The following is a 24,207-nucleotide window of genomic DNA, read 5'->3' as shown; positions in this document are numbered from 1 at the left end:
TTTTAAATAACCATTTAATTAATCCAATATCTATCCATGAAGTTATATTTGTTTAAATATCATGGTTATTCAGTTTTCAAGGATAATTTATTTGAAAATTAAATAATTTATTAATTCACTTAGACCACCCATTAGTGACTGATTTACTCAAAAATGAAGAAAAGCGCATCGGATATCACGACCATATTGTGATTCTAATGTTGTGTGAAAAGGCTGGGAAAATTAATACGAAAAAAGATTTCTTGAACAGAGCTTGGCCAGAAAACATGTTTCTGAAGGCTCACTTACACAATTAATCAGAGCGATACGTACTCTTATCGAGGGTAATGGGATGCAACAAAAGTATCTGAAAACGGTCGCTAAGGTTGGTTATAAACTAGAAAGTGAGGCGGTGTCGTGTATATTTATGATCATGCTCATCATCTCTGGGCATCCGCGAACAAATATCTGAGCCTAGTAACCTGTATATCCAAGGGACTAAAGAGCTATCCGTTAGCGAAAATGGGCTGTTCATTATTGAGATGAACGACTTTAGATTTTCCGACAGGTAATCGAGCCTTACCTATAGATAAACACATTCTGAATGTTGATTTTTCTTGAAATTACTTGATTGTCAGTACTATTTGACTGATTTGGTTTATTGTAAATAGTGAGTCACTAGATTGTTGGGTGAGAGTAAGAAGCCGGGTTGGTTTGCTATCAGTGTAGATCTTAAGTTACCACCTTTTAAATAAAAGCCACTTTAGTTTGGCTTTTTATATTATAAAAAACTATCCAATTTTCGGTTCGTTAGTAAATGACTAAACGAATTTTTAAATTCATGATGTACTGAAAATTGGTTTTTATGAATTGCCTTAATTAATAAAATTTTGTTGGAATGGTTTTTGGCTTTAGTAAGATATTGAATTATGAACTTTGACGGATACTTTGAAAAAATACAAATTCAAATAGAGAAGGTCGATTCGCTAGAAGACCTGTTAGTATGGCGGAAGAGAATTAATATAGGACATTCAGGTCTTTCTTTTCGTACAGAGCAAGGTCGCCTTGCCTCACATTGTTATCGAAGGTTTAAGGAAGAAGAATCTAAAATTATCGATCTTAATTTTTCCTGTGATATATGACTGAAATGGTGACTTCACTATTCTTCAGTTATTTTCAATAAAAGAATAGGTGGTTTCGCGTGCTTATCTCAATATGTATAGCAGCACTTGGTCAATTAATGAGAATGAGTCAACTTTGTACCAAAGAGATTCTAACTACGGCATTACGATCGATACCGATTGTACTACGGATGATAAAGGTCAAACTTTCCGTATTATGAAAGAAACAATTCTTTAGTTATTAGAGGGTAAAGAGAATGAAATTTGTTAAACGTACTATTTTTGCTAGTACGCTACTATTGTCTTTGGCTTCTAATGCTGCGAGCCTATCTACCATTGGAACGCAAGATAATGGTATATTAAATTAGGTGCACAAAATCCAAATGAGGTATTCCGGAGAACGTAGCTCTGCGAAGTCTGCGGATATATTTTTTATTGATAGTAATGATGTTCAAGTTGAAGTCTTGACGAAAGACTTTAACTCTATCGTGATCGTTGGCGACTCATTTAAAAAATAAAGAATTGATGATTAAATTGGTTGGATTTGGTATCGAGAGAAAAGTGGTAGCTACTACCAATATCCACGACTCATCGAAGCGTCAAATCAATACCTACAGATGAGGTGATAAAGCTGGCGATGATAAGGTAGCAGCTATGCTAATGGATACGAGCGTTCGTATCCTGTAATACAACACAAATGGACTCTACCGTTTACCCATTATTTTTCGGGTAGTCTGTAGTCTCAAAGGTTAACTAAGCCACGTATTCGTTCGTGGCTTTTTTGATCCGCACTAGACACATCCTACCTTTTCTAGAAATTTGACTCCCCTTGTCGGGACTCGTATGTGGCCGACTAGGGCGTTCCGACGTTTCGGCTGAGACATTAACTTGGAGCAACTTAGTCGCAGTTAAAACGAAAAAAGCTCAATCTTTCGATTGAGCTTTTTCTAGAGTTTGGCTCCCCCTGCGGGACTAGAACGCGGGTGGCCAGCTCTGAGACATTGGTTTGGTACAAACCAGTCGCTTTAAAACGTAAAAAGCCGCATCAAGTGATGCGGCTTTTTGAAATTTGGCTCCCCCTGCGGGACTCGAACCTGCGACATACGGATTAACAGTCCGCCGTTCTACCAACTGAACTAAGGGGGAATTGCTTGTTAACGACGCGAATTCTAATAAGAGTCCTATTTTATGTCAATAAAAAATAGTAGAAAAAAATTAGATAAATAACTTTACTTTCTTAAATGCCTTATTGGATTTGGCTTTGCTTTAGTTATCCACCAAAGTTGTGGGTAAGTATGTGTGTGAAACTTTAACAACAATAGCTGTGATAAATCTGAAAATGTAAAAATCGATCTAACTTGATGTATTTAAAGGGCTACTCGAGATTTATTACGATTGTATAACTTTTATTGATTACAAAGGGAACAGAAAAACAAGCGGTATTTCTAGATTTTTTGGGGAAAAGTAGTGGATTAAAATTCGAGTAATTTAGTTGAGGAAACTTTGTAGGGGCACGCATAATACCAAGTTCTAAAATTAAAAGCTATAACTGGTCTCTAATCATAAGATGCATTTCTACAGATAATAGTTGCATCGACACTCCTCCTAGAGTGACAATAACCTGATTAAAAAAACAGTATGGAAATGGCGACCTATGAGTAAACTTTTTGATTTGGTATCGGACTACAGTCCGTCCGGTGACCAGCCGACTGCGATTACCCAATTACTAAATGGATTGGATTCTGGTCTTGCACATCAAACTCTATTAGGGGTAACGGGGTCGGGTAAAACCTTTACGCTTGCTAACGTCATTTCTCAATCTCAACGACCAGCAATCCTATTAGCGCCGAATAAGACGTTGGCTGCTCAACTATATGGTGAGATGAAGTCTTTCTTCCCAAATAACGCCGTCGAGTATTTCGTTTCTTACTATGACTACTACCAACCAGAAGCCTATGTTCCAACCACGGATACATTTATTGAGAAAGATGCGTCTGTAAACGCTCATATTGAACAAATGAGGCTCTCGGCGACTAAGGCCCTATTAGAAAGAAAGGACGCCATTATCGTTGCGTCTGTGTCCGCTATCTATGGTTTGGGTGATCCTAAATCGTATTTGAAAATGATGCTTCATTTGAGCCGCGGAGAGATCATGGATCAGCGCGATATCTTGCGTCGTTTGGCAGAACTTCAATATTCCAGAAACGACGTTGCTTTTGAGCGTGGTCAGTTCCGTGTTCGTGGTGAAGTGATTGATATCTTTCCGGCTGAATCCGACCAAGACGCAGTACGAATCGAGATGTTTGATGATGAGGTCGACTGTATCAGTATCTTCGACCCGCTAACTGGCGCAATTAAACAAAGAGATTTGCCACGCTTTACGGTTTATCCAAAGACTCACTATGTGACACCGAGGGAAAAAATCCTTGAAGCGATCGAGAACATCAAAGATGAACTGCGAGATCGTGCCCAATACCTTAAGGACAATAACAAACTTCTCGAAGAGCAGCGCATCTCACAAAGAACTCAATTTGACATCGAGATGATGACAGAACTTGGCTTCTGCTCGGGCATTGAAAACTACTCACGTTACTTGAGTGGTCGTGCTGAAGGTGAAGCGCCTCCAACATTATTTGACTATTTGCCTGATGATGGCCTACTAATCATTGATGAGTCACACGTTACTGTGCCGCAAATCGGTGCGATGTATAAAGGTGACCGCTCTCGTAAGGAGACTTTGGTTGAATTTGGCTTCCGTCTACCGTCTGCGTTAGACAACCGACCAATGAAGTTCGATGAGTTTGAATCGATTGCTCCACAAACGATTTTCGTCTCAGCAACACCTGGAAACTACGAGCTTGAAAAATCTGATGGTGACGTCGCTGATCAGGTTGTCCGTCCAACGGGCCTGTTAGACCCGATTATTGAAGTTAGGCCAGTGGCGACTCAGGTGGATGATTTATTGTCTGAAATCAGAATACGTTCAGAAAAAGATGAGCGTGTATTGGTGACGACGCTAACTAAGAGAATGGCAGAAGATCTAACTGAATATCTAACAGAACATGGTGTGAAAGTGCGGTACTTACACTCAGACATCGATACTGTTGAGCGTGTAGAGATTATTCGAGACCTCCGTTTGGGCGAGTTTGATGTGCTAGTGGGTATTAACTTACTTCGTGAGGGCTTGGATATGCCTGAGGTATCGCTGGTGGCGATTTTGGATGCTGACAAAGAAGGTTTCTTGCGTTCTGAACGCTCTCTGATCCAAACGATCGGTCGTGCAGCCCGTAACCTTGAAGGTAAGGCGATCTTATACGGTGATTCAATCACTAAATCGATGAAAAAGGCGATTGACGAAACAGAGCGACGTCGAGAGAAGCAGCAGGCTTATAACGAAGAGCAAGGTATCACTCCACAAGCTCTGAAGCGCAACATTAAAGATATCATGGAGCTGGGTGATATCACTAAATCGAAGCAACAGCGCCAATCTAAACAGGTGCCACTGGCTAAGGTGGCAGAGCCCTCACAGAGCTATGCTGTGCTGACGCCACAACAACTCGATAAAGAGATCAGTAAGCTGGAAGCGGCGATGTACCAACATGCTCAAAACTTGGAGTTTGAGTTAGCGGCGCAGAAACGTGATGAAATTGAGCAGCTGAGGAAGCAGTTTATTACCAATAGCTAAATGTCGTCTATATTGGTCAAACCTGCCTTTTGATTGTACTCAGACAAAAAAATAGCCAGTAGGAATTGTTCTACTGGCTTACGTTTGTGAACACTAAGTCCACTAACAACGTCAGTTGGCTAGGTGACCCGAAGGTCATCCGAATGACTGCATCCTTCATGCCATATAGATAAGATATTGATTGTTTGAAGTCGGTACAGAAATACAATACAAATATTGTGGCCAATTTGCATAATGCAAAGCGGAATGCGACTATAATAAGAAATGCAAATTATAAATGGCTGGGATATGCAATCAAAAACGCTAGATAACAAAATAAAGTATTTGTTGATGGTAGAGGATACCGCCTCGGTAGCAGCTTTGTACCGCTCGTATCTTACACCGCTCGAAATTGATATCAACATTGTAGGCACTGGCCGCGATGCAATTGAGAGTTTGAATCATCGAATCCCTGACCTGATATTATTAGATCTACGTCTACCTGATATGACGGGGATGGACGTGCTATTTGCGGTTAAACAAAAGTACCCAGAGGTGCCTGTTATCTTCATGACAGCTCACGGTTCGATTGATACCGCAGTTGAAGCGATGCGTCATGGTTCTCAAGACTTCCTTATCAAACCGTGTGAAGCCGACCGTCTACGTATTACGGTCAACAACGCAATACGCAAAGCGACAAAATTAAAGAATAGTTCGGAACATCCTGGAAACCAAAACTATCAAGGTTTTATCGGCAGTAGCCAAACAATGCAGCAGGTGTACCGAACGATTGATTCTGCTGCATCAAGTAAAGCGAGTATTTTTATTACTGGTGAAAGTGGTACCGGTAAAGAGGTGTGTGCAGAAGCTATTCACGCTGCGAGTAAGCGTGGTGATAAGCCGTTTATTGCAATTAACTGTGCTGCGATTCCCAAGGACTTGATTGAAAGTGAACTGTTTGGTCACGTGAAAGGAGCATTTACAGGGGCGGCAACAGATCGTCAAGGCGCTGCTGAACTGGCTGATGGTGGCACTTTGTTCCTTGATGAGCTCTGTGAAATGGATCTTGAGCTGCAAACCAAGCTTTTACGCTTTATCCAGACAGGTACCTTCCAAAAAGTGGGTTCGTCGAAGATGAAGAGCGTGGATGTTCGCTTTGTTTGTGCGACCAACCGTGACCCATGGAAAGAAGTACAAGAAGGGCGCTTTAGAGAAGATTTATACTATCGTTTGTATGTAATTCCTCTGCACTTGCCGCCATTGCGTGAGCGTGGTGAAGATGTTATCGAGATTGCATACTCACTGCTAGGTTACATGTCAGTGGAAGAGGGCAAAGCGTTTGTGCGTTTTGCTCAGGAAGTCTTGGATCGTTTTAATCAATATGAGTGGCCGGGTAACGTTCGTCAGCTGCAAAACGTATTACGAAATGTCGTGGTATTGAACAACGGTAAAGAGATAACGCTTAATATGCTGCCACCACCGTTGAATCAACCGATTGAAAATAGCCTACGCCTGAAAGAGAAGCAGAGTGAAGACATTACGGTGAAAGATATTTTCCCACTGTGGATCACTGAAAAAACAGCTATTGAGCAAGCGATTAAAGCGTGTGACGGTAATATTCCGCGAGCGGCTGGTTTCTTGGATGTGAGTCCGTCGACTATCTACCGTAAGTTGCAAGCGTGGAACGCAAAACAGTAATCACCAAACGATAAGACATAGCAATGACCAAAGTATTGAATCAGCAAAAAGTTGATGAGCTTGCCGGTGAAATAGGGCAAGAGAATGTTCCGGTGTTACTGGAGATCTTTTTAGGTGAGTTGAAAGGCTATTATGAGCATCTAGAGGTCAATAAGGAGTCAGATACTTCAAAGTATTTAGCGGATATCAGCCATGCCCTAAAGAGCAGTGCTGCGAGCTTTGGTGCTGACTCTCTGTGTAGCTTCGCTATTGGTTTAGATAGCAAAGTAAAACAGTCACTTCCAATTACCGATGGTGATTTTGAAGATATGCAGTCACTGCTGCTTTCGACATACACTGAGTACCAGCAATTGATGACGGATCTCTAACGCAGATAACGATCACAAAAACTAAAAAAGGAGCATCGTGCTCCTTTTTTTGTTTGTCGTTTGAGCTGAGCTTATGTTTTAAGCAAGTTGAGCTTCGATCGCTTGTTGTAACTTCACGCGATCATGACGCCAATCTCGATTCGCAGACGCAAGATCGGTGGTGACACAGTTCCATTGCCCTTCAAGCTCAGGGTGAGGCTCATTCCCAAGAACAATGTTTATCTTGCGGGCTTTGCAGGCACGTTCACACCACTCAAGTTGCTCTTCAAGTGTCATTTTACCCGCAGGGCCGTGTTCTGGTGATAAGTTTTCGACGAAGATAAGCTTAGCATGGGTATTTTCGGAAATCGCTTTCCCAATCTCTGGCAGCAGAAGTGGTGGCATCACACTGGTCAAAAAGCTGCCCGGCCCAAGCACGATGCAGTCGGCTTGTTCTACAGCAGCCACCGCTTCTTTTGTAGCAGGAACTTCTGGCGACAGATCCATCATACGTAGTTTCTCAGTCATGTCATCGACATTGGTTTCGCCGGTTACCCAGTGCCCATCCATTGACAACGCGGTAAGGTCTGACGGGTGCTCAGTCATTGGAACGATATTGACATCGACCTTCAACATGTTGCGAATTAGGTTGATCGCTTCTAACGGGCGTACGGAAAGATTGTCTAGCGCTGTTAGCATTAGGTTACCTAAGTTATGGCCATCGAGTTCGCCTTGTCCACGAAAACGATATTCAAACATCATAGAGCTGATAGAGGGTTCTGTGATCAACTGATTGATACAGTTTCGAGTATCACCCCATGCAATGCCGCCTTGGCAATCTCGAATGCGTCCGGTGGAACCACCGTTATCTGTTGTAGCAACAATGCCGGTTGCGTTACTACCAAAATCTTTTAATGCCGCCAGTATACGACCTAAGCCATGGCCACCACCGATTGCGACCACTTTCTTTGAAGTGTAAATGTTCATTTTTAATTCTTGTTAGAGGATTACCAACTACAATTTAGTTTAAATGCTTCTCGCCAGATACCCAACAACAGTTATTTTGCGTGTTTGACACGTTTTTTTGCCGATGTGACTCGTTTTTTGTCATCAGAGCTAGATTCACGTACAAATATTAAGTATTTTATTACCTAGCTACTGCGCGTTCGAACATAGCGTGCAGTTGCCATAACTCCGAGCTCTCGCATGCTAAGTCGCACAGTGGTATTTGCTGTACCGATACGCATTAAGAGCCAGTGGCATGTTGTCACAAGGGCTTAATTGGAAATGATTATGCCTCCCGTGTTTGGAAAGGTGTTCCGTGGCGCAACAATTCGAAGATAGATTCCATCGCAAGTTTTATTACTTGCGCTTGTCGGTTACAGACGTCTGTAACTTTAAATGTACTTACTGCTTGCCGGATGGTTATAAACCGTCAGGGCAAAAAAACTCGTCTTTTTTAAGTGTTCCCGAGATCAAACGTGTCGTTAAAGCATTTGCAGATTGTGGCACCTCAAAGATCCGCATTACAGGCGGAGAGCCGAGCCTGCGTAAAGACTTCCCCGAAATTATTCAAACCGTTGCCAACACTCCCGGTATCAAAAAAGTTGCTACGACAACTAACGGCTACCGCATGGAGAAACAAGTAGAGCAGTGGCGTGATGCTGGTTTAACTCACATTAACGTAAGCGTAGATAGCTTAGATCCACGCATGTTCCATCAGATCACTGGTGAGAATAAGTTTATTGAGGTAATGCGAGGCATTGATAAAGCGTTTGAGGTTGGCTTTGAACAAGTCAAAGTAAACGTAGTATTGATGAAAGACCTCAATAGCCAAGAGTTACCTGCCTTCCTTAATTGGATCAAAGACAAACCAATTCAACTGCGTTTTATTGAGCTGATGAAAACTGGCGAGATGGACGAGTTGTTTGATAAGCACCATGTGTCAGGTGTTGCGATTCGTAACCAGCTTATTGCAAATGGTTGGTTACTGAAAGTGAGAGCCGTTAATGATGGCCCGGCGCAAGTGTTTGTTCACCCAGATTATAAGGGTGAAATTGGTTTGATCATGCCTTACGAGAAAGACTTTTGTGAGAGCTGTAACCGACTGCGCGTTTCTGCGACCGGTAAGCTGCACCTATGTCTGTTTGGCGATCACGGTGTTGAACTGAGAGATTTGATTCAAGAAGATCAACAAGTGCAAGAGCTCATCGATCGAATACAGGTTCAGCTAAAAACCAAGTCCGTTAGCCACTTCTTACATGATGGCAACAGCGGTATTACTCCAAACTTGGCGTCAATCGGCGGTTAACAACCCGCACACACTCAAACGTATTTTATCGCTCAGCTTATTTAAGCTGAGCGAATCAGTCTAGGGCGTGTTGCTCTTTCGAGCTGATTTTGCAGCGAGTTGCTGGGTATCTATACAAGGCAGAGGCTTTGATGTGTAGCTAGCCTACATGAGAAGTCGATAACGTAGTAGAAATGACCAGCAAACGCTGCCCGAAGGGTTCGGCTAAAAGCGTTTTACTCTTTGTTGAGGGAGATTTGCTTAGAATGACTAGGCTACTTCCCCCTCGCCGCGATTAAAACGCTTTTATCTCGAACAAAATTTATTCACGAAAGGTCAACACGCCCTCATAATTGAAAAATTTATAGGTGAACAAATGGGTCACGCAGAAAGCAAATTTCAAGCAGCAAACATTGCAGTACTAACGGTTTCAGATACACGTACAGAAGAAAACGATACGTCAGGTGGTTATTTAGCTGAGAATGCTAAAGAAGCCGGCCACAACGTGGTTGATAAGCAAATCGTTATCGATGACATGTACAAGATCCGCGCGATCGTATCTAAGTGGATCGCTGATGAAAGCGTACAAGCGATCATGATTACTGGCGGTACTGGTTTCACCTCTCGTGACAGCACACCAGAAGCGCTTAAGCCACTATTCGACAAAGAAGTAGAAGGTTTTGGTGAGCTATTCCGTCAAGTGTCTTACGAAGAGATCGGCACCTCAACAATTCAATCTCGCGCAATTGCGGGCTTTGCGAACCACACGGTTATCTTTGCAATGCCGGGCTCTACAGGCGCTTGTCGCACGGGTTGGACTAAGATCATCAAGCAACAGATGGATGCTAGCCACCGCCCTTGTAACTTCATGCCACACCTTTCTGTATAAGGCGGGTTTAGCATGAGCCAATTTACACACATTAACGCGTCTGGCGAAGCCAATATGGTCGATGTATCGGCTAAGGCTGAAACGGTACGTGAAGCAAGAGCTGAAGCATTTGTTCAAATGTCGGCAGAAACGTTGCAACTGATTGTCTCTGGTAGCCACCACAAGGGCGATGTTTTCGCTACGGCTCGTATTGCGGGTATTCAAGCGGCTAAGAAGACGTGGGATCTAATTCCACTTTGTCACCCTCTACTATTAACGAAAGTAGAAGTGCAGCTTGAAGCTATCGAGTCTGAAAACAAGGTTCGTATCGAATCTGTTTGTAAGCTTGCCGGTAAGACGGGCGTAGAAATGGAAGCGTTAACGGCTGCTTCAGTTGCTGCGCTGACCATTTACGATATGTGTAAAGCTGTTCAGAAAGACATTGTTATCGAGAATGTACGCCTGTTAGAGAAGACAGGTGGTAAATCAGGTCACTTTAAGGTGGAATTATGATTACAGTACTTTTCTTTGCGCAAACTCGTGAACTTGTTGGCGTGGACAGCGTTGAAGTGGATGCACAGTTTAAGACGATTGAAGCTATTCGTAGCCACCTTGTGGCACAAAAAGGAAAATGGGATATCGCATTGGAAGAGGGCAAGCTTCTGGCTGCTCTTAACCAATCAATCGTACCTCTGACGGCTGAAGTGCAAGACGGTGACGAAGTGGCATTCTTCCCACCGGTAACCGGAGGCTAGTCATGGATTCAAGAGTAGTAGTGGCTTCTGAGGATTTCTCTGTTGCCGGTGAGTACGCGTTTCTCTCTGAAGGAACCTCTGCAGGTGCTGTAGTAACTTTTGTTGGCAAAGTTCGCGACATGAACCTTGGCGACAATGTGATTGGTTTGTCTTTGGAGCACTATCCAGGTATGACAGAAAAATCGCTGAGCGAGATCTGTGACCAAGCTGAAGCGCGTTGGCCTATCCAGAAGATGCGAGTTATCCATCGTGTCGGTGACCTAGATATTGGTGATCAGATTGTTTACGTTGGCGTCTCAAGTGCACACCGTGGTGCAGCATTTGAAGCGTGCGAGTTTGTGATGGATTTTTTAAAAACGAAAGCACCGTTTTGGAAAAAGGAACGCACGACCGAAACGACGCGTTGGGTTGATTCTCGTGATTCAGACACGAAAGCGGCGGAGCGCTGGGAGAAGTAATTTCTCCTAAAGTGATGTTGCTTCAACATTTACTCATTTGTTTATGAGACAGTCAAACGCCGACCATTTAGGTCGGCTTTTTTGTACCCGTTAGAAATTGATTTATGAACAAGCACTGTTTTAATAAATCGGTTTATCACTACTGTTGTATATAAATTCAACTCTCAGTTTTGTCTGAATTAGTGCATTGAATTTACCATTTTGGTGCAGCGCATTATGCTGTTTTGTATAAAGTGATAACCATCACAAATAGTGTAGTCTGTTTAGGTGATATGTGATGTGCAATTAGATTTCATGTGGCATTAATGTTAATTTGCGCTCAGTGTTCTAGCATAAGATGCTAAAAAAAGTATCAATACAGATACATCAACACTAAAGGCTGTTTTTAATTAATCCCTCTATGTAAGTCACCACTGATTTGGGATTTGTTAGATGTTTACACTGATACCTTAAGTATTTTGGAGAATTATCCGATTTTTTGCGACTTGTTTGTGGCAAATTACTTCAATGGTTGATAGTGTGTGCCTCAATCTTTGCAAGGTTTTAGGTTTTTTACGCTTGATTTTTGAGCTAAATAAATCTAAATCACTGCCGTTCAGTGAACCAAGCAAAGAAGTCATGGATGCAATACATAAAACTTGGAGTTTATTAAATGTACAAGAATAAAATCACTCAGGCCCTTCTTCTAGGTGCTGGTTTGGCAGTGGCTGCCTCTTCTACTCTTTCTATCGCTGCTGAAGTACCAGCAGGCACAGAACTGGCAAAAGTTCAGGAACTTGTTCGCGGTAACGGTACTGAAGTTGCAACTATCGACCCACACAAATCTCAAGGTGTACCAGAATCTCACGTAATTCGTGATCTTCTAGAAGGTCTAGTGAACCAAGACGGCGACGGCAATACTATCCCTGGTGTTGCGGAAAGCTGGGAAACGACAGACAACAAAACATTTACTTTCCACCTACGCAAAGACGCAAAATGGTCTAACGGCGATCCTGTAACAGCTCAAGACTTTGTATACAGCTGGCAACGTGCAGTAGATCCTGCAACGGCTTCTCCATACGCTTGGTACATGGAATACACCAAAATGGCGAATGCGAAGGACATCGTAGCGGGTAAGAAAGATAAGAGTGAACTAGGCGTTAAAGCAGCGGATGCAAACACTCTAGTTGTTGAACTAGAAACTGCAATACCTTACTTTGTGATGATGACTGGGCATACAACAATGAAGCCAGTACATCAGGCAACTGTTGAAAAATACGTTGATCAGTGGACTAAACCAGAGCACTTTGTTGGTAACGGTGCATTCGTTGTTAACAACTGGGTTGTGAACGAGCGTTTAGAGCTTAAGCGTAATGAGCAATACTGGGATAACGCTGATACAGTTCTTAATAAAGTAACGTTCCTGCCTATTGAAAACGCAGTTGCGGAAATGAACCGTTTCCTATCTGGCGAGATCGATTTCACTTCCACTTTGCCGACAGAGCACTTCAAGCGTTTGAAGAAAGAACACCCTGAGTCAGTGTCTGTTGAAGGCAGCCTGTGTAGCTATTACTACTCTTTCAACACGAAGAAGAAACCATTTGATGATGTACGAGTTCGTAAAGCGATTTCATACGCTATTGACCGTAATATCGTAACAGATGCTATCCTAGCGCAAGGGCAAAAGCCTGCTTACTTTCTAACTCCGGAAATTACAGCCCACTTCGACCCAGAACTGCCTCAGTATGGTTCAATGTCTCAGAAAGAGCGTAACTCAGAAGCAGCACGCCTTCTTGCAGAGGCAGGTTACGGTAAAGACAATCCACTTAAGTTCACTCTGCTTTACAATACGAACGAAAACCACAAGAAGATTGCGGTAGCACTTGGTTCCATGTGGAAGAAGACTCTCGGTCTAGAGGTTACTCTAGAAAACCAAGAGTGGAAAACTTACTTATCTACGAAAGATCAAGGTGACTTCGAAGTATCACGCGCTGGTTGGTGCGGTGACTACAACGAAGCGTCTTCATTCTTGACGCTAATGGTGAGCAAAAACACGACTGGTGGTCAGCATTGGGGTAACAAAGATTACGATGCGCTAATCGACCAAGCACTTAACTCAACTTCAGAAGAAGAGCGTACAGCACTTTATCTAGAAGCTGAGAAGTTAATGGCCAATGATATGCCTATCGCACCTATCTACCAATACGTTCGTTCTCGTCTGCTAAACCCGCACGTTGGTGGTTTCCCATCAGCTAACGCGGAAGAGAAGATCTACTCAAAAGATCTCTACATCAAAGCTCAATAATTCTGAGCAAATAGAACTATAAAACTGGGCTCTGCATGCTAGAAATTGCATGCAGCGCCTCTCTTCAATCTGAAATTAAATTGATTGAAGATTTCTTTAATTTTAATGTCACAGACTGAAAGAGTGAGTTTATGCTTAAATTCATCGCAAAAAGGATATTTGAAGCGATTCCAACCATGTTGGTATTGATCACCGTATCTTTCTTTCTAATGCGCTTTGCGCCAGGTAACCCTTTTTCAACCGAGAAGCCGTTACCGCCTGAAGTTATGGCTAACATCGAAGCTAAGTACGGTTTAGATAAGCCTGTTTTCGAACAATACACCACTTACCTGTTCAATGTAGTTCAAGGCGACTTTGGTCCATCCTTCAAGTACTTAGATTACTCGGTAAATGAATTAATCTCTGTTGCGCTACCTGTTTCGGCTAAAGTTGGCTTTGTTGCGTTTATCTTCACCGTTATTTTGGGGGTGACTGTCGGAACTATTGCTGCGTTGAAGCACAATACTTGGGTCGACTACACCATTATGTCGACGGCGATGCTTGGGGTTGTAATGCCATCGTTCGTATTGGCACCCGCATTGATTTACCTATTCTCGCTGCACTGGGATATTTTCCCTGCTGGTGGCTGGCAAGGCGGTACATTCATGTATATCGTGTTGCCTGTTATCGCTATGTCTCTTTTATACGTAGCAACTTTCGCCCGTATTACTCGTGGTAGCATGATCGAAACTCTAAACAGTAACTTTATCCGAACTGCTCGTGCAAAAGGTCTAAGCTATCGCTACATCGTTGTTAAGCATGCTCTTAAACCAGCACTTCTACCTGTTGTTTCATATATGGGACCTGCATTCGTAGGTATCATCACAGGCTCAGTTGTTGTTGAAACCATCTTCGGCCTACCAGGTATCGGTAAGTTGTTTGTTAACGCTGCGTTTAACCGTGACTACTCGCTAGTAATGGGTGTAACCATCTTGATTGGTTTCCTATTCATCTTGTTCAACGCAATTGTTGATATTTTGCTAGCGCTGATTGACCCGAAAATTCGCTACTAACAGGGACTGGTTATGTTGAAGAAAAAAGAAAATTTAGAAGCGATCGAAAAGTTCTCTGAGAGTTTAGAGATCGAAGGTCGTAGTTTATGGCAGGATGCTCGTATTCGTTTCATGCGAAACAAAGCAGCTATGGTCAGCCTGTTTATCCTAACGTTAATGGTACTGGCAGTTATCTTCCTACCGATGCTGGCTCAGTACACGTACGATGATACCGACTGGTATGCAATGCACGTAGGTCCTAATGCTGACCACTGGTTTGGTACCGATAGCTTAGGTCGTGATTTGTATGTACGTACTCTAATTGGTGGCCGTATCTCATTGATGGTTGGTGTGATGGGTGCCTTCGTAGCAGTATTGATTGGTACGCTTTACGGTGCAGCTTCAGGCTTCATCGGTGGCCGTACTGACCGAGTGATGATGCGTATCCTAGAAATCTTGTACGCAGTACCATTCATGTTCCTAGTCATCGTTCTAGTGACATTCTTTGGTCGTAACATCATTCTAATCTTTGTTGCGATTGGTGCGATTGCTTGGCTTGATATGGCGCGTATTGTACGTGGCCAAACGTTGAGTTTACGTAGTAAAGAGTTCATTGAAGCTGCACACGTATGTGGTGTAAGCAAATGGAAGATCATTACACGTCACATCGTTCCAAACGTTCTAGGTATCGTAGCGGTTTACTCTACGCTGCTTATTCCGAGCATGATCCTTACTGAATCATTCTTATCTTTCCTTGGTCTTGGTGTTCAAGAGCCTATGACAAGCTGGGGCGCACTGCTTCAAGAAGGTTCGCAAACAATGGAAGTTGCAATTTGGCAACTGGCATTCCCTGCGGCATTCATGGTAGTCACGCTGTTCTGCTTTAACTACGTAGGCGATGGTCTGCGCGACGCGCTTGATCCAAAAGACAGATAAAAATTAATAGCAAATAAAACTACAAAAGCTATAAAAGATTAAGGAAGCAATGATGAGCTTATTAGATGTCAAAGACCTGCGCGTCGAATTTACCACGCAAGATGGTATCGTAACCGCAGTAAACGACTTGAACTTCTCACTTAACCAAGGTGAAACGCTGGGTATTGTTGGTGAGTCAGGTTCAGGCAAATCACAGACTGTATTCTCTATCATGGGGTTGCTGGCGAAAAACGGCATCATCTCTGGTAGTGCAAAATTCGAAGGTAAAGAGATTCTTAACCTTCCAGAAAAAGAACTGAATAAAGTTCGCGCCGAGCAGATCGCGATGATCTTCCAAGATCCGATGACCTCACTGAACCCTTACATGAAAGTCAGTGATCAGCTGATGGAAGTACTTATGCTGCACAAAGGCATGGGTAAAGCGGAAGCATTCGAAGAATCAGTTCGCATGCTTGAGGCGGTTAAGATCCCTGAAGCACGTAAGCGTATTACTATGTACCCACACGAATTCTCTGGCGGTATGCGTCAGCGTGTGATGATTGCAATGGCGCTATTGTGCCGTCCAAAGCTGCTTATTGCAGATGAACCAACTACCGCGCTGGATGTAACAATCCAAGCACAAATCATGGAACTGCTGAACGAACTGAAAGATGAGTTCAATACGGCAATCATCATGATTACCCACGATTTGGGTGTTGTTGCTGGTTCTTGTGACAAAGTACTTGTTATGTACGCAGGTCGTACAATGGAGTACGGTACGGTTGATGAAATCTTCTACAACCCAAGTCACCCATATGCGGAAGGTCTACTGAAAGCAATCCCTCGATTGGATACAGAAGGTGAAATTTTACCGACTATTCCAGGTAACCCACCAAACTTACTTCGCCTGCCAACAGGCTGTCCTTACCAAGACCGTTGTCACCGCGTAATCGACCGTTGTAAGCAAGAAGCACCGATTCTGACTCCATTTGGTCAAGGTGACCGTCAGCGTGCTTGTTTTTCTGATTGGGAGGCTTGGACAAAATGAGCGTAGTAGATAAGCAGTTATTATTAGATATTAAAGACCTGAAAGTTCACTTTAGCATTGCGGCTAAATCAGCGTGGCCTTGGGCAAAACCTTCAAACCTAAAAGCAGTTGATGGCGTTGATATCCACCTTTACGAAGGTGAAACGCTGGGTGTAGTAGGCGAGTCTGGTTGTGGTAAATCGACGTTTGCTCGTGCAATTATTGGTTTGGTTGAAGCAACCGACGGTGAAGTAATGTGGTTGGGTCAAGACCTAACTAAGATGCAAGAAGTACAACGCCGTGAAACTCGTAAAGAGATTCAGATGATCTTCCAAGACCCACTAGCATCGCTTAACCCGCGTATGTCTGTTGGTGACATCATTGCTGAGCCGCTAGAGACGTTCTACCCAGAACTTTCTAAACAGGAAGTGAAGGACCGCGTTAAAGAGATGATGGCGAAGGTAGGTCTACTGCCAAACGTAATCAACCGTTACCCTCACGAGTTCTCTGGTGGTCAGTGTCAGCGTATTGGTATCGCACGAGCACTTATCTTGAAACCTAAGATGATCATTTGTGACGAACCTGTTTCGGCACTTGATGTATCTATCCAAGCTCAAGTTGTTAACCTACTGAAAGAGTTGCAAAAAGAGCTAGGTCTTTCGTTGGTATTCATCGCGCACGACTTGTCAGTTGTGAAGCACATTTCTGATCGTGTATTGGTAATGTATTTGGGTAATGCGGTTGAGCTGGGTGAATCAGATGCACTGTTCTCTGATCCTAAACACCCGTACACCAAGGCGTTGATGTCTGCGGTTCCAATTCCGGATCCTCGCTTAGAGCGTAGTAAAACAATCCAGATGCTGGAGGGTGACCTACCATCGCCAATCAATCCACCATCAGGTTGTGTTTTCCGTACTCGTTGCCCACAAGCGACAGAAGCGTGTGCGCAAACCAAGCCTACAATTAAAGGCGATGACGTTCACGCAGTATCTTGCTTGCACGTACAACTCTAGAGCGATTTAAAACGGTTCAGCCTGTGACAGGCTCAAGCGCGACTAGTTTTGAGAGTCGCGCTTTTTTTGTACTGCAGGCCTAGTTCCTATATTTTGCTCAACAGCTTCATCAAATAATTCGAACAACTAAGCCAACTTCTTCTAGTTTTGAAAAAGTTGGCTTTTTTTATACTTGAGAAAAGTTAGTATCACAGAGGTTTGGATATGGGAAAATTAGTTGAAGGTGTTTGGCACGATGTATGGTACGACACCAAAGAGAATGGTGGTAAGTTTATCCGAGAGGATGCCGGTTTCCGCCATTGGGTTGAGAATAAAGCAGGCGCGCAGTTTGAAGCGGAAAGTGGTCGTTATCATCTGTATGTATCGTTAGCTTGCCCTTGGGCACACCGCACACTTATCTTCAGAGAACTTAAAGACCTAACAGATCACATTGATGTAACTGTTGTTTGCCCGGATATGATGAGTGAAGGTTGGCAAATGGGCTTACCTGAGCCGTTGTTTGGTCATACTCGCATGCACCAAATCTACACCCAAGCCAAACCGGACTATTCAGGTCGAGTCACGGTGCCAGTATTGTGGGATAAGAAAACCAACACCATAGTCAGTAACGAATCTTCTGAAATTATTCGCATGTTTAACTCAGAGTTTAATCATATTGCAGGCAATACTGATGATTATTACCCGTGGGAACTGGCGAGCAAAATTGATCAGTGGAACGACTATATCTACCCAAATATCAACAATGGCGTTTATCGTACTGGCTTTGCAACCACACAAGAAGCTTATGAAGAGGCGTATGATGCGCTTTTCAAGGCACTGGACAAAGTAGATGCACATCTTAGCAAGAACCGTTATTTAGCGGGAGAGCAGATTACTGAAGCTGATTGGAGGTTGTTCACGACCTTAGTTCGATTCGATGCAGTGTATGTGGGTCACTTCAAGTGTAACAAGCAACGAATTGCAGATTACAAACATATCCAAGGTTATTTAAAAGAGCTCTATCAAATCGATGGCATTAAAGAGACGACGGACTTCTACCACATCAAGCGCCACTATTATTACAGCCACACTGGTATCAACCCGACTCAAGTGGTGCCCAAAGGGCCTGATTTGGATTTAGATTCACCTCACGGACGTGGTTAGAATCATTAAATAATTCGCTTTTCTTCAGGCGTAAAAAAACCCTAGATAAACATCTAGGGTTTTTGCTTTCTGAAAAAGAAAATTAGTTAACTACTTTTTCTTCAGCTTGTGCAGCTTGGTCTGCTTGGATAGCCGTTAGAGCGACTGTGTACACGATATCGTCTACTAGAGCGCCACGAGACAAGTCATTTACTGGCTTGCGCATACCTTGAAGCATTGGACCGATTGATACTAGATCTGCTGAACGTTGTACCGCTTTGTAAGTCGTGTTACCAGTGTTTAGGTCTGGGAATACGAATACAGTCGCTTTACCAGCTACTGGAGAGTTTGGTGCTTTAGAAGCAGCAACGTTTTCCATGATAGCAGCATCGTACTGAAGTGGACCGTCGATCACTAGATCAGGACGCTTCTCTTGAGCAATCTTAGTTGCTTCACGTACTTTATCTACGTCTGCACCCTTACCAGATTCACCAGTAGAGTAAGAGATCATAGCAACGCGTGGGTCGATACCGAATGCCGCAGCAGAATCTGCAGATTGGATAGCGATTTCAGCAAGCTGTTCCGCTGTTGGATCTGGGTTGATCGCACAGTCACCGTAAACCAGAACTTGGTCAGGCAGTAGCATGAAGAATACAGAAGATACGATAGACGCATCTGGTGCAGTCTTGATGATTTGGAACGGAGGAACGATAGTGTTTGCTGTGGTGTGAACCGCACCAGAAACTAGACCGTCTACTTCGTCGTTCTCAAGCATCATTGTGCCTAGGAATACTGAATCTTGTAGCTTTTCACGAGCAACAACTTCAGTCATGCCTTTCGCGCCACGTAGTTCAACTAGACGAGCCACGTAGTTTTCACGAACTTCATCAGAGTTGATGATCGTTACGCCAGCACCTAGCTCAACGCCTTGTTGTGCAGCAACGCGACGGATTTCGTCAGGGTTACCTAGAAGCACACATTCAGCGATGCCGCGCTCAGCACAGATAGCCGCAGCTTTAACTGTACGTGGCTCATCACCTTCAGGAAGAACGATACGCTTGCCAGCTTTACGAGCGAACTCAGTTAGTTGGTAACGGAATGCTGGTGGGCTTAGACGACGAGACTTTTCAGTACCTTCCGTCATTGATTCAATCCAGTTGCCATCGATGTGACCCGCAACGTGTTCGTTGATGAACTCGATACGCTCTTTATCGTCTGCTGGTACTTCTAGGCTGAAGCTCTGTAGGTTCAGAGATGTCTGCCAAGTGTTACCTTGTGCTTTAAAGATTGGAAGACCAGTCTCTAGAGCAGGCTTGATTAGGTCTTGGATTTCCGCAGGGATATCGTAACCACCAGTTAGAAGAACAGCACCAATCTCAACGCCGTTCATTGCTGCAAGTGCTGCTGCAACGATAACGTCAGGACGGTCAGCCGAAGTCACAAGTAGTGAACCTGGCTTGAAGTGTTCAATCATGTGCGGTAGAGAACGTGCACAGAAAGTGATGCTCTTAACACGACGAGTATTCAGTTCACCTTCGTTGATGATCTCAGCGTTCAGGTGAGAAGCCATGTCTGCAGCACGAGTAGCGATTAGCTCGATGCTCCAAGGCACACAACCAAGAACACGGATTGGAGAAGTGTTGAAGATCTCCATTACTTTTAGTTCGCTTTGCTGAGCGCTGTCTGCATCGTCAAAGATTTCAGATAGGTCAGGGCGAGTACGGCCCGCTTCATCTACTGGTGCGTTAAGCTTGTTGATGATAACGCCAGAGATGTTTTTGTTCTTAGTGCCACCGAAGTTAGAACATGCTACTTCGATACGCTCTTTAAGTTGAGTTGGATTGTCAGTACCCGGAGTTGCAACAAGTACAATCTCTGCACCTAGTGTTGCAGCAATTTCTGCGTTCACTTGGTTAGCGAATGGGTGCTTACGAGTTGGTACTAGACCTTCGATAAGTGTTACGTCAGCATCTTTGTTGATCTGGTTGTAACGCTCAACAACAGTTTCTAGTAGCTCGTCCATGTTGTCGTTACCGATAAGGCTTTCAGCAACAGACATCGCTAGAGGTTGACCGATCTTAACATCGCTGTTTGTACCAACGATAGTTGAAGTTAGATCAGGTTGATCACCACCAGAACGTGGTTGAGAGATTGGTTTGTAGAAAGAAACCTTAACGCCCTTGCGCTCCATTGCGCGAAGAACACCCATGCTTGCGCTAGTTAGACCAACACCAGCACTAGTAGGGATAAGCATAATAGTACGAGACATTCGTATGAGTACCTTTAGCTATTGGATTAAAAAAGCTCAACTTCCTATTCCTATTTAAGGGTAGGAATAGGAATAGAAGCTGAGCCCCATTTTCATCAAAAGACCGCCGGCTCGTTAAAGCCAGCGGTACAAATTTTGATTAAAGACCTGCTAGCTTCGCAGTGTCTTCAGCAATGACTAGCTCTTCGTTAGTAGAGATAACCATTGCAGGGATACGGCTGTTAGCTGTAGTGATAGTACCCTCGCCGCCGAAACGAGCTTTAAGGTTAGCTTCACCGTCAACTTCGATGCCGAAGATGCCTAGGCGGTTTAGAACCATTTCACGGATTGGGCCAGAGTTTTCGCCGATGCCGCCAGTGAAAGTGATTGCGTCTAGACGACCTTCAAGAGTTGCAGTGTAACCAGCAACGTACTTAGCTAGACGGTGACAGAATACGTCCATTGCACGAGTTGCTTCTTCTTTCTCACCGTAGTTGTCTTCAACGAAACGACAGTCAGAAGTCACTTCAGTTAGACCAGCAAGACCAGACTCTTTAGTTAGCATGTTGTTGATTTCTTCAACAGAGTAACCAAGTGCGTCATGTAGGTGGAAGATGATTGCAGGGTCTAGGTCACCACAACGAGTACCCATTACAAGACCTTCAAGAGGAGTAAGACCCATAGAAGTGTCTACAGATTTACCGTTCTTGATCGCACATACAGAAGCGCCGTTACCTAGGTGACAGTTGATGATGTTAACTTCTTCAACTGGCTTGTTTAATAGGCCTGCAACTTCACGAGTGATGAATAGGTGAGAAGTACCGTGCATGCCGTAACGACGGATGCCGTGCTCTTTGTACAGGTTGTACGGTAGAGCGTATAGGTAAGACTCAGAAGGCATTGTTTGGTGGAACGCAGTGTCAAATACAGCAACGTTTTTAAGGCCTGGGAAGTTCTGTTGAGCAGCTTCGATACCGATTAGGTGAGCTGGGTTGTGAAGAGGTGCGAAAGTCGCAGCGTCTTGAATACCCTTAAGAACGTCATCTGTGATTAGTGCAGATTGAGTGAACTGCTCGCCGCCGTGTACGATACGGTGACCGATAGCGCCAAGGTTAGCTTTAAGCTCAGGCTTAGAAGCAAGAATAGTTTCTACCATGAAAGATAGTGCTTCTACGTGAGCTGCGCCCGCGCCTAGTTGTGCTTCGTGCTTACCGTCAAGTTTCCACTTCATACGAGCTTCTGGAAGACCTAGACATTCAGCAAGACCAGTTAGGTGCTCTGCACCTGTTTCTGCATCAACAACAGCGAATTTAAGAGAAGAACTACCACAGTTTAAAACTAAAACTAGCTTAGACATTAATGACTACCTGTTAATTTTTCTGATCGAAATCAGTTAAGGATGAAAATTAATCTCAAGAATAGACGAAGCTCGGTGGCTTGCGTACTAACCTTGGTCAAAAAAACGTTAATTTCCGTATTAAAGTGAAAGCGCACTTTTTAAGCAAAAGCGGCTTGTGCATTCCTTGCAGAAGTCTTCTCAAAGTTGCTTAAATTGTAAATAAGGGCAACAATGAGATTGAGGTCTGCAAATAATAGCGATATTGTGCAAATATAACAAAAAAATTTGAAAGAATATTATTTTTCGTCAAATTTTTGTGTTTTTAGTTGATGATTTCAACTTTTTTTTAATGGGAGACTCATATGAGCAATAGAGTTGGTCTAGCTGGCAGTTTAAAAGATGGCCAAAAATACATGGATCTCTGGCCTGTTCGAAAAGAGTTAAACGCTATTTTCCCAGAGCAACGCATCATTAAAGCGACGCGCTTTGGTGTTAAGGTGATGCCTGCGATCGCTGCTATCAGTGTTCTTACGCAAATGGTTTTTAATAATTACCAAGCAATACCACAAGCTGTGGTTATGGCTTTGTTCGCTATTAGCTTGCCACTTCAAGGCATGTGGTGGTTAGGTAACCGCTCAAACACGCTACTTCCGCCAGCTTTGGTGTCTTGGTATCGTGAGCTGCACGAAAAGATCACCGAAACAGGTTTTGCATTAGAACCAATAAAGCCGCGTCCTCGTTATAAAGAACTCGCTATTATACTTAATCGCGCTTTCCGCCAGCTAGACAAGTCGGCAATGGAGCGTTGGTTCTAAAAAGACACCTCACATCTCCCTATAGGCCTGAGAGTAACGATATTCCACATACTCGGTTGCTCTCAGCTCTAATCCTTGTATATCCTACTCATCCCGTTTCTTATCTAATCCCAGAGCAAACCTAGCCACGTTGTTCAGTCGAAATGCTTTAATAGACAGTTCGAGAGGGGAGATCTATGCAGGCTGATTGTACAGCTCTTGGTAGCGCTTGATCTGCTCGACGATAGGCGCAGCTTTTTTGTAGGTTCTGATTTCTCGGAACAGTTCTTCCGCTTCTGGGTACTCTTTGCGTAGATACACAAACCACTGTTTTACACGGTTTGGATAGTACAAACCTTTATCGCCCTCAATTTCGAACTCTGAATAGCGTAATAGCAGAGCAATAACCTCTATCCATGGCATTGGCTGGTGGTTGTGCTTAACCACGTTACCAAGGTTTGGAACGTTGAAAGCACCACGGCACACCATGAGCGAGTCGACCCCCGTCGTTTTAATGCAATCTTGCCCGTTTTGATAATTCCATATTTCGCCATTCGCGATCAAAGGTAGCGATGTCTTCTGGCGGATCTGATTAATGTAATCCCACTTAATTTCGCTTGCCTTGTAGCCACCGGTTTTGGTTCTTGCATGGACAGTTAGTTCGTCCGCTTTGGCTTGTTCAATCGCATCAACAATTTCAAAGCACTCATCTGGGTGTTCCCAACCTAAACGAATCTTAGCTGAAACTGGAATGTGCTCAGGAACGGCTTCTCGGGTCGCTTTAACAACTTGGTAGATAAGCTCGGGCTCTTTCAGTAAAGATGCGCCACCATTACTCTTATTTACCGCTTTTGCTGGGCAACCGAAGTTTAGATCGATACCTTTGGCACCAAGGTTCGCCGCTTGAATTGCATTTTCTGCCATCCATTTCGGGTGTTGACCAAGTAACTGCACATGGACAGGAACGCCCGCCATGGTCTGAGAGCCTTGATGAAGCTCAGGACATAAACGATGGAATACATGCGGTGGTAGAAGTTGATCAGTAACACGCACGAATTCGGTTACGCAGAGATCGTAATCATTGAGCTCTGTTAGAATTTCACGCATTAGGTGGTCTAGAACGCCCTCCATAGGGCCAAGTATTACTCGCATGCTGATCTACCGAAACATCTCTGTCCTAAAAATAAAGAGGCGTTATTTTACGGCTTGCCTACATGATTGTCACTATGAGTGTGGCTTGGCGTAGCTCAAGAC

Annotated in this window: 19 protein-coding genes, 1 tRNA gene and 1 riboswitch; of the genes, 15 read left to right on the top strand and 5 right to left on the bottom strand. The window is 43.7% G+C overall.

Annotation, left to right across the window (positions count from 1 at the left end; translation table 11 throughout):
• Positions 1-2,170 precede the first annotated feature (2,170 nt).
• A tRNA-Asn gene (locus ACTRWI_RS18275) sits at positions 2,171-2,246 on the bottom strand.
• Positions 2,247-2,754: 508 nt separating this feature from the next.
• Here ACTRWI_RS18275 and uvrB point away from each other — a divergent pair.
• From uvrB to luxU, 3 genes are all read left to right on the top strand, one after another.
• Complete coding sequence (gene uvrB / locus ACTRWI_RS18270; RefSeq protein ID WP_499133212.1) at positions 2,755-4,785, top strand: excinuclease ABC subunit UvrB; 2,031 nt, start codon at positions 2,755-2,757, stop codon at positions 4,783-4,785.
• A gap of 288 nt (positions 4,786-5,073) precedes the next feature.
• Positions 5,074-6,462, top strand: a complete 1,389-nt coding sequence (gene luxO, locus ACTRWI_RS18265; protein ID WP_499133211.1) for a quorum-sensing sigma-54 dependent transcriptional regulator LuxO — start codon at positions 5,074-5,076, stop codon at positions 6,460-6,462.
• A 23-nt stretch (positions 6,463-6,485) separates the two neighbouring features.
• Positions 6,486-6,830, top strand: coding sequence for a quorum-sensing phosphorelay protein LuxU (gene luxU / locus ACTRWI_RS18260; protein WP_499133210.1), 345 nt, complete (start codon positions 6,486-6,488; stop codon positions 6,828-6,830).
• Positions 6,831-6,908: 78 nt separating this feature from the next.
• On the opposite strand, the gene ACTRWI_RS18255 is transcribed toward luxU, so the two are convergent.
• Positions 6,909-7,796 (bottom strand): YvcK family protein, encoded by an 888-nt coding sequence (locus tag ACTRWI_RS18255; RefSeq protein WP_499133209.1) that lies wholly within the window; start codon positions 7,794-7,796, stop codon positions 6,909-6,911.
• Between the two features lie 193 nt (positions 7,797-7,989).
• Positions 7,990-8,142: riboswitch (molybdenum cofactor riboswitch) on the top strand.
• Here ACTRWI_RS18255 and moaA point away from each other — a divergent pair.
• From moaA to ACTRWI_RS18200, 11 genes are all read left to right on the top strand, one after another.
• On the top strand, positions 8,131-9,120 hold the full coding sequence (moaA, locus tag ACTRWI_RS18250) for a GTP 3',8-cyclase MoaA (RefSeq protein WP_499133208.1): 990 nt from the start codon (positions 8,131-8,133) through the stop codon (positions 9,118-9,120). (Overlaps the previous riboswitch by 12 nt.)
• Before the next feature lie 355 nt (positions 9,121-9,475).
• On the top strand, positions 9,476-9,988 hold the full coding sequence (gene moaB, locus ACTRWI_RS18245; RefSeq protein ID WP_004737344.1) for a molybdenum cofactor biosynthesis protein B: 513 nt from the start codon (positions 9,476-9,478) through the stop codon (positions 9,986-9,988).
• A 12-nt stretch (positions 9,989-10,000) separates the two neighbouring features.
• The gene (gene moaC / locus ACTRWI_RS18240; RefSeq protein ID WP_499133207.1) at positions 10,001-10,480 is read left to right on the top strand and encodes a cyclic pyranopterin monophosphate synthase MoaC; all 480 of its coding nucleotides are present in this window, start codon (positions 10,001-10,003) and stop codon (positions 10,478-10,480) included.
• Entirely contained in the window at positions 10,477-10,722 is a 246-nt protein-coding gene (gene moaD, locus ACTRWI_RS18235) for a molybdopterin synthase sulfur carrier subunit (RefSeq protein WP_499133206.1), read from the top strand. The genes moaC and moaD overlap by 4 nt, the downstream gene beginning before the upstream one ends.
• Positions 10,723-10,724: 2 nt before the next feature.
• A complete protein-coding gene (gene moaE, locus ACTRWI_RS18230; RefSeq protein WP_499133205.1) occupies positions 10,725-11,180 on the top strand; it encodes a molybdopterin synthase catalytic subunit MoaE in 456 nt (151 codons plus the stop codon).
• A 652-nt stretch (positions 11,181-11,832) separates the two neighbouring features.
• Positions 11,833-13,464 carry an ABC transporter substrate-binding protein gene (locus tag ACTRWI_RS18225; protein ID WP_499133204.1) on the top strand — a complete coding sequence of 544 codons (1,632 nt, stop codon included), beginning with the start codon at positions 11,833-11,835 and terminating at the stop codon, positions 13,462-13,464.
• 131 nt (positions 13,465-13,595) lie between these two features.
• Complete coding sequence (gene oppB, locus ACTRWI_RS18220) at positions 13,596-14,516, top strand: oligopeptide ABC transporter permease OppB (protein WP_063524240.1); 921 nt, start codon at positions 13,596-13,598, stop codon at positions 14,514-14,516.
• Between the two features lie 12 nt (positions 14,517-14,528).
• A complete protein-coding gene (oppC, locus tag ACTRWI_RS18215) occupies positions 14,529-15,431 on the top strand; it encodes an oligopeptide ABC transporter permease OppC (RefSeq protein ID WP_239918069.1) in 903 nt (300 codons plus the stop codon).
• Positions 15,432-15,483: 52 nt separating this feature from the next.
• Entirely contained in the window at positions 15,484-16,458 is a 975-nt protein-coding gene (locus ACTRWI_RS18210; protein WP_499133203.1) for an ABC transporter ATP-binding protein, read from the top strand.
• Positions 16,455-17,450, top strand: a complete 996-nt coding sequence (gene oppF / locus ACTRWI_RS18205; RefSeq protein ID WP_499133202.1) for a murein tripeptide/oligopeptide ABC transporter ATP binding protein OppF — start codon at positions 16,455-16,457, stop codon at positions 17,448-17,450. The genes ACTRWI_RS18210 and oppF overlap by 4 nt, the downstream gene beginning before the upstream one ends.
• Before the next feature lie 204 nt (positions 17,451-17,654).
• Positions 17,655-18,593: a glutathione S-transferase family protein gene (locus tag ACTRWI_RS18200; protein ID WP_499133201.1), complete on the top strand. Its 939-nt coding sequence runs from the start codon at positions 17,655-17,657 to the stop codon at positions 18,591-18,593.
• 82 nt (positions 18,594-18,675) lie between these two features.
• Here ACTRWI_RS18200 and pta read toward each other — a convergent pair whose 3' ends face one another.
• Both pta and ACTRWI_RS18190 read right to left on the bottom strand, forming a co-directional pair.
• Positions 18,676-20,841: a phosphate acetyltransferase gene (pta, locus tag ACTRWI_RS18195; protein ID WP_499133200.1), complete on the bottom strand. Its 2,166-nt coding sequence runs from the start codon at positions 20,839-20,841 to the stop codon at positions 18,676-18,678.
• 139 nt (positions 20,842-20,980) lie between these two features.
• Positions 20,981-22,177: an acetate kinase gene (locus ACTRWI_RS18190; protein WP_004737356.1), complete on the bottom strand. Its 1,197-nt coding sequence runs from the start codon at positions 22,175-22,177 to the stop codon at positions 20,981-20,983.
• Between the two features lie 344 nt (positions 22,178-22,521).
• Here ACTRWI_RS18190 and yfbV point away from each other — a divergent pair, with 344 nt between their 5' ends.
• Entirely contained in the window at positions 22,522-22,974 is a 453-nt protein-coding gene (gene yfbV, locus ACTRWI_RS18185; RefSeq protein ID WP_499133199.1) for a terminus macrodomain insulation protein YfbV, read from the top strand.
• Between the two features lie 174 nt (positions 22,975-23,148).
• Here the strand turns inward: yfbV and dusC are convergent, their stop codons facing one another.
• Positions 23,149-24,105: a tRNA dihydrouridine(16) synthase DusC gene (gene dusC / locus ACTRWI_RS18180; protein ID WP_499133198.1), complete on the bottom strand. Its 957-nt coding sequence runs from the start codon at positions 24,103-24,105 to the stop codon at positions 23,149-23,151.
• Between the last annotated feature and the right edge of the window lie 102 nt (positions 24,106-24,207).

Source organism: Pseudoalteromonas sp. G5_S1_14_S5, from assembly GCF_054968605.1.
This window is presented reverse-complemented; position numbering and strand designations above follow the sequence as displayed.

What these genes read in the sequence shown, in the direction of transcription:
- ACTRWI_RS18190 (WP_004737356.1), bottom strand. Translation starts at nt 22,177, where the DNA reads ATGTCTAAGCTAGTTTTAGTTTTAAACTGTGGTAGTTCTTCTCTTAAA.
- ACTRWI_RS18200 (WP_499133201.1), top strand. Translation starts at nt 17,655, where the DNA reads ATGGGAAAATTAGTTGAAGGTGTTTGGCACGATGTATGGTACGACACC.
- uvrB (WP_499133212.1), top strand. Translation starts at nt 2,755, where the DNA reads ATGAGTAAACTTTTTGATTTGGTATCGGACTACAGTCCGTCCGGTGAC.
- pta (WP_499133200.1), bottom strand. Translation starts at nt 20,841, where the DNA reads ATGTCTCGTACTATTATGCTTATCCCTACTAGTGCTGGTGTTGGTCTA.
- ACTRWI_RS18255 (WP_499133209.1), bottom strand. Translation starts at nt 7,796, where the DNA reads ATGAACATTTACACTTCAAAGAAAGTGGTCGCAATCGGTGGTGGCCAT.
- dusC (WP_499133198.1), bottom strand. Translation starts at nt 24,105, where the DNA reads ATGCGAGTAATACTTGGCCCTATGGAGGGCGTTCTAGACCACCTAATG.
- luxU (WP_499133210.1), top strand. Translation starts at nt 6,486, where the DNA reads ATGACCAAAGTATTGAATCAGCAAAAAGTTGATGAGCTTGCCGGTGAA.
- moaC (WP_499133207.1), top strand. Translation starts at nt 10,001, where the DNA reads ATGAGCCAATTTACACACATTAACGCGTCTGGCGAAGCCAATATGGTC.
- yfbV (WP_499133199.1), top strand. Translation starts at nt 22,522, where the DNA reads ATGAGCAATAGAGTTGGTCTAGCTGGCAGTTTAAAAGATGGCCAAAAA.
- ACTRWI_RS18210 (WP_499133203.1), top strand. Translation starts at nt 15,484, where the DNA reads ATGAGCTTATTAGATGTCAAAGACCTGCGCGTCGAATTTACCACGCAA.
- moaD (WP_499133206.1), top strand. Translation starts at nt 10,477, where the DNA reads ATGATTACAGTACTTTTCTTTGCGCAAACTCGTGAACTTGTTGGCGTG.
- oppF (WP_499133202.1), top strand. Translation starts at nt 16,455, where the DNA reads ATGAGCGTAGTAGATAAGCAGTTATTATTAGATATTAAAGACCTGAAA.
- oppB (WP_063524240.1), top strand. Translation starts at nt 13,596, where the DNA reads ATGCTTAAATTCATCGCAAAAAGGATATTTGAAGCGATTCCAACCATG.
- oppC (WP_239918069.1), top strand. Translation starts at nt 14,529, where the DNA reads ATGTTGAAGAAAAAAGAAAATTTAGAAGCGATCGAAAAGTTCTCTGAG.
- moaB (WP_004737344.1), top strand. Translation starts at nt 9,476, where the DNA reads ATGGGTCACGCAGAAAGCAAATTTCAAGCAGCAAACATTGCAGTACTA.
- luxO (WP_499133211.1), top strand. Translation starts at nt 5,074, where the DNA reads ATGCAATCAAAAACGCTAGATAACAAAATAAAGTATTTGTTGATGGTA.
- moaE (WP_499133205.1), top strand. Translation starts at nt 10,725, where the DNA reads ATGGATTCAAGAGTAGTAGTGGCTTCTGAGGATTTCTCTGTTGCCGGT.
- ACTRWI_RS18225 (WP_499133204.1), top strand. Translation starts at nt 11,833, where the DNA reads ATGTACAAGAATAAAATCACTCAGGCCCTTCTTCTAGGTGCTGGTTTG.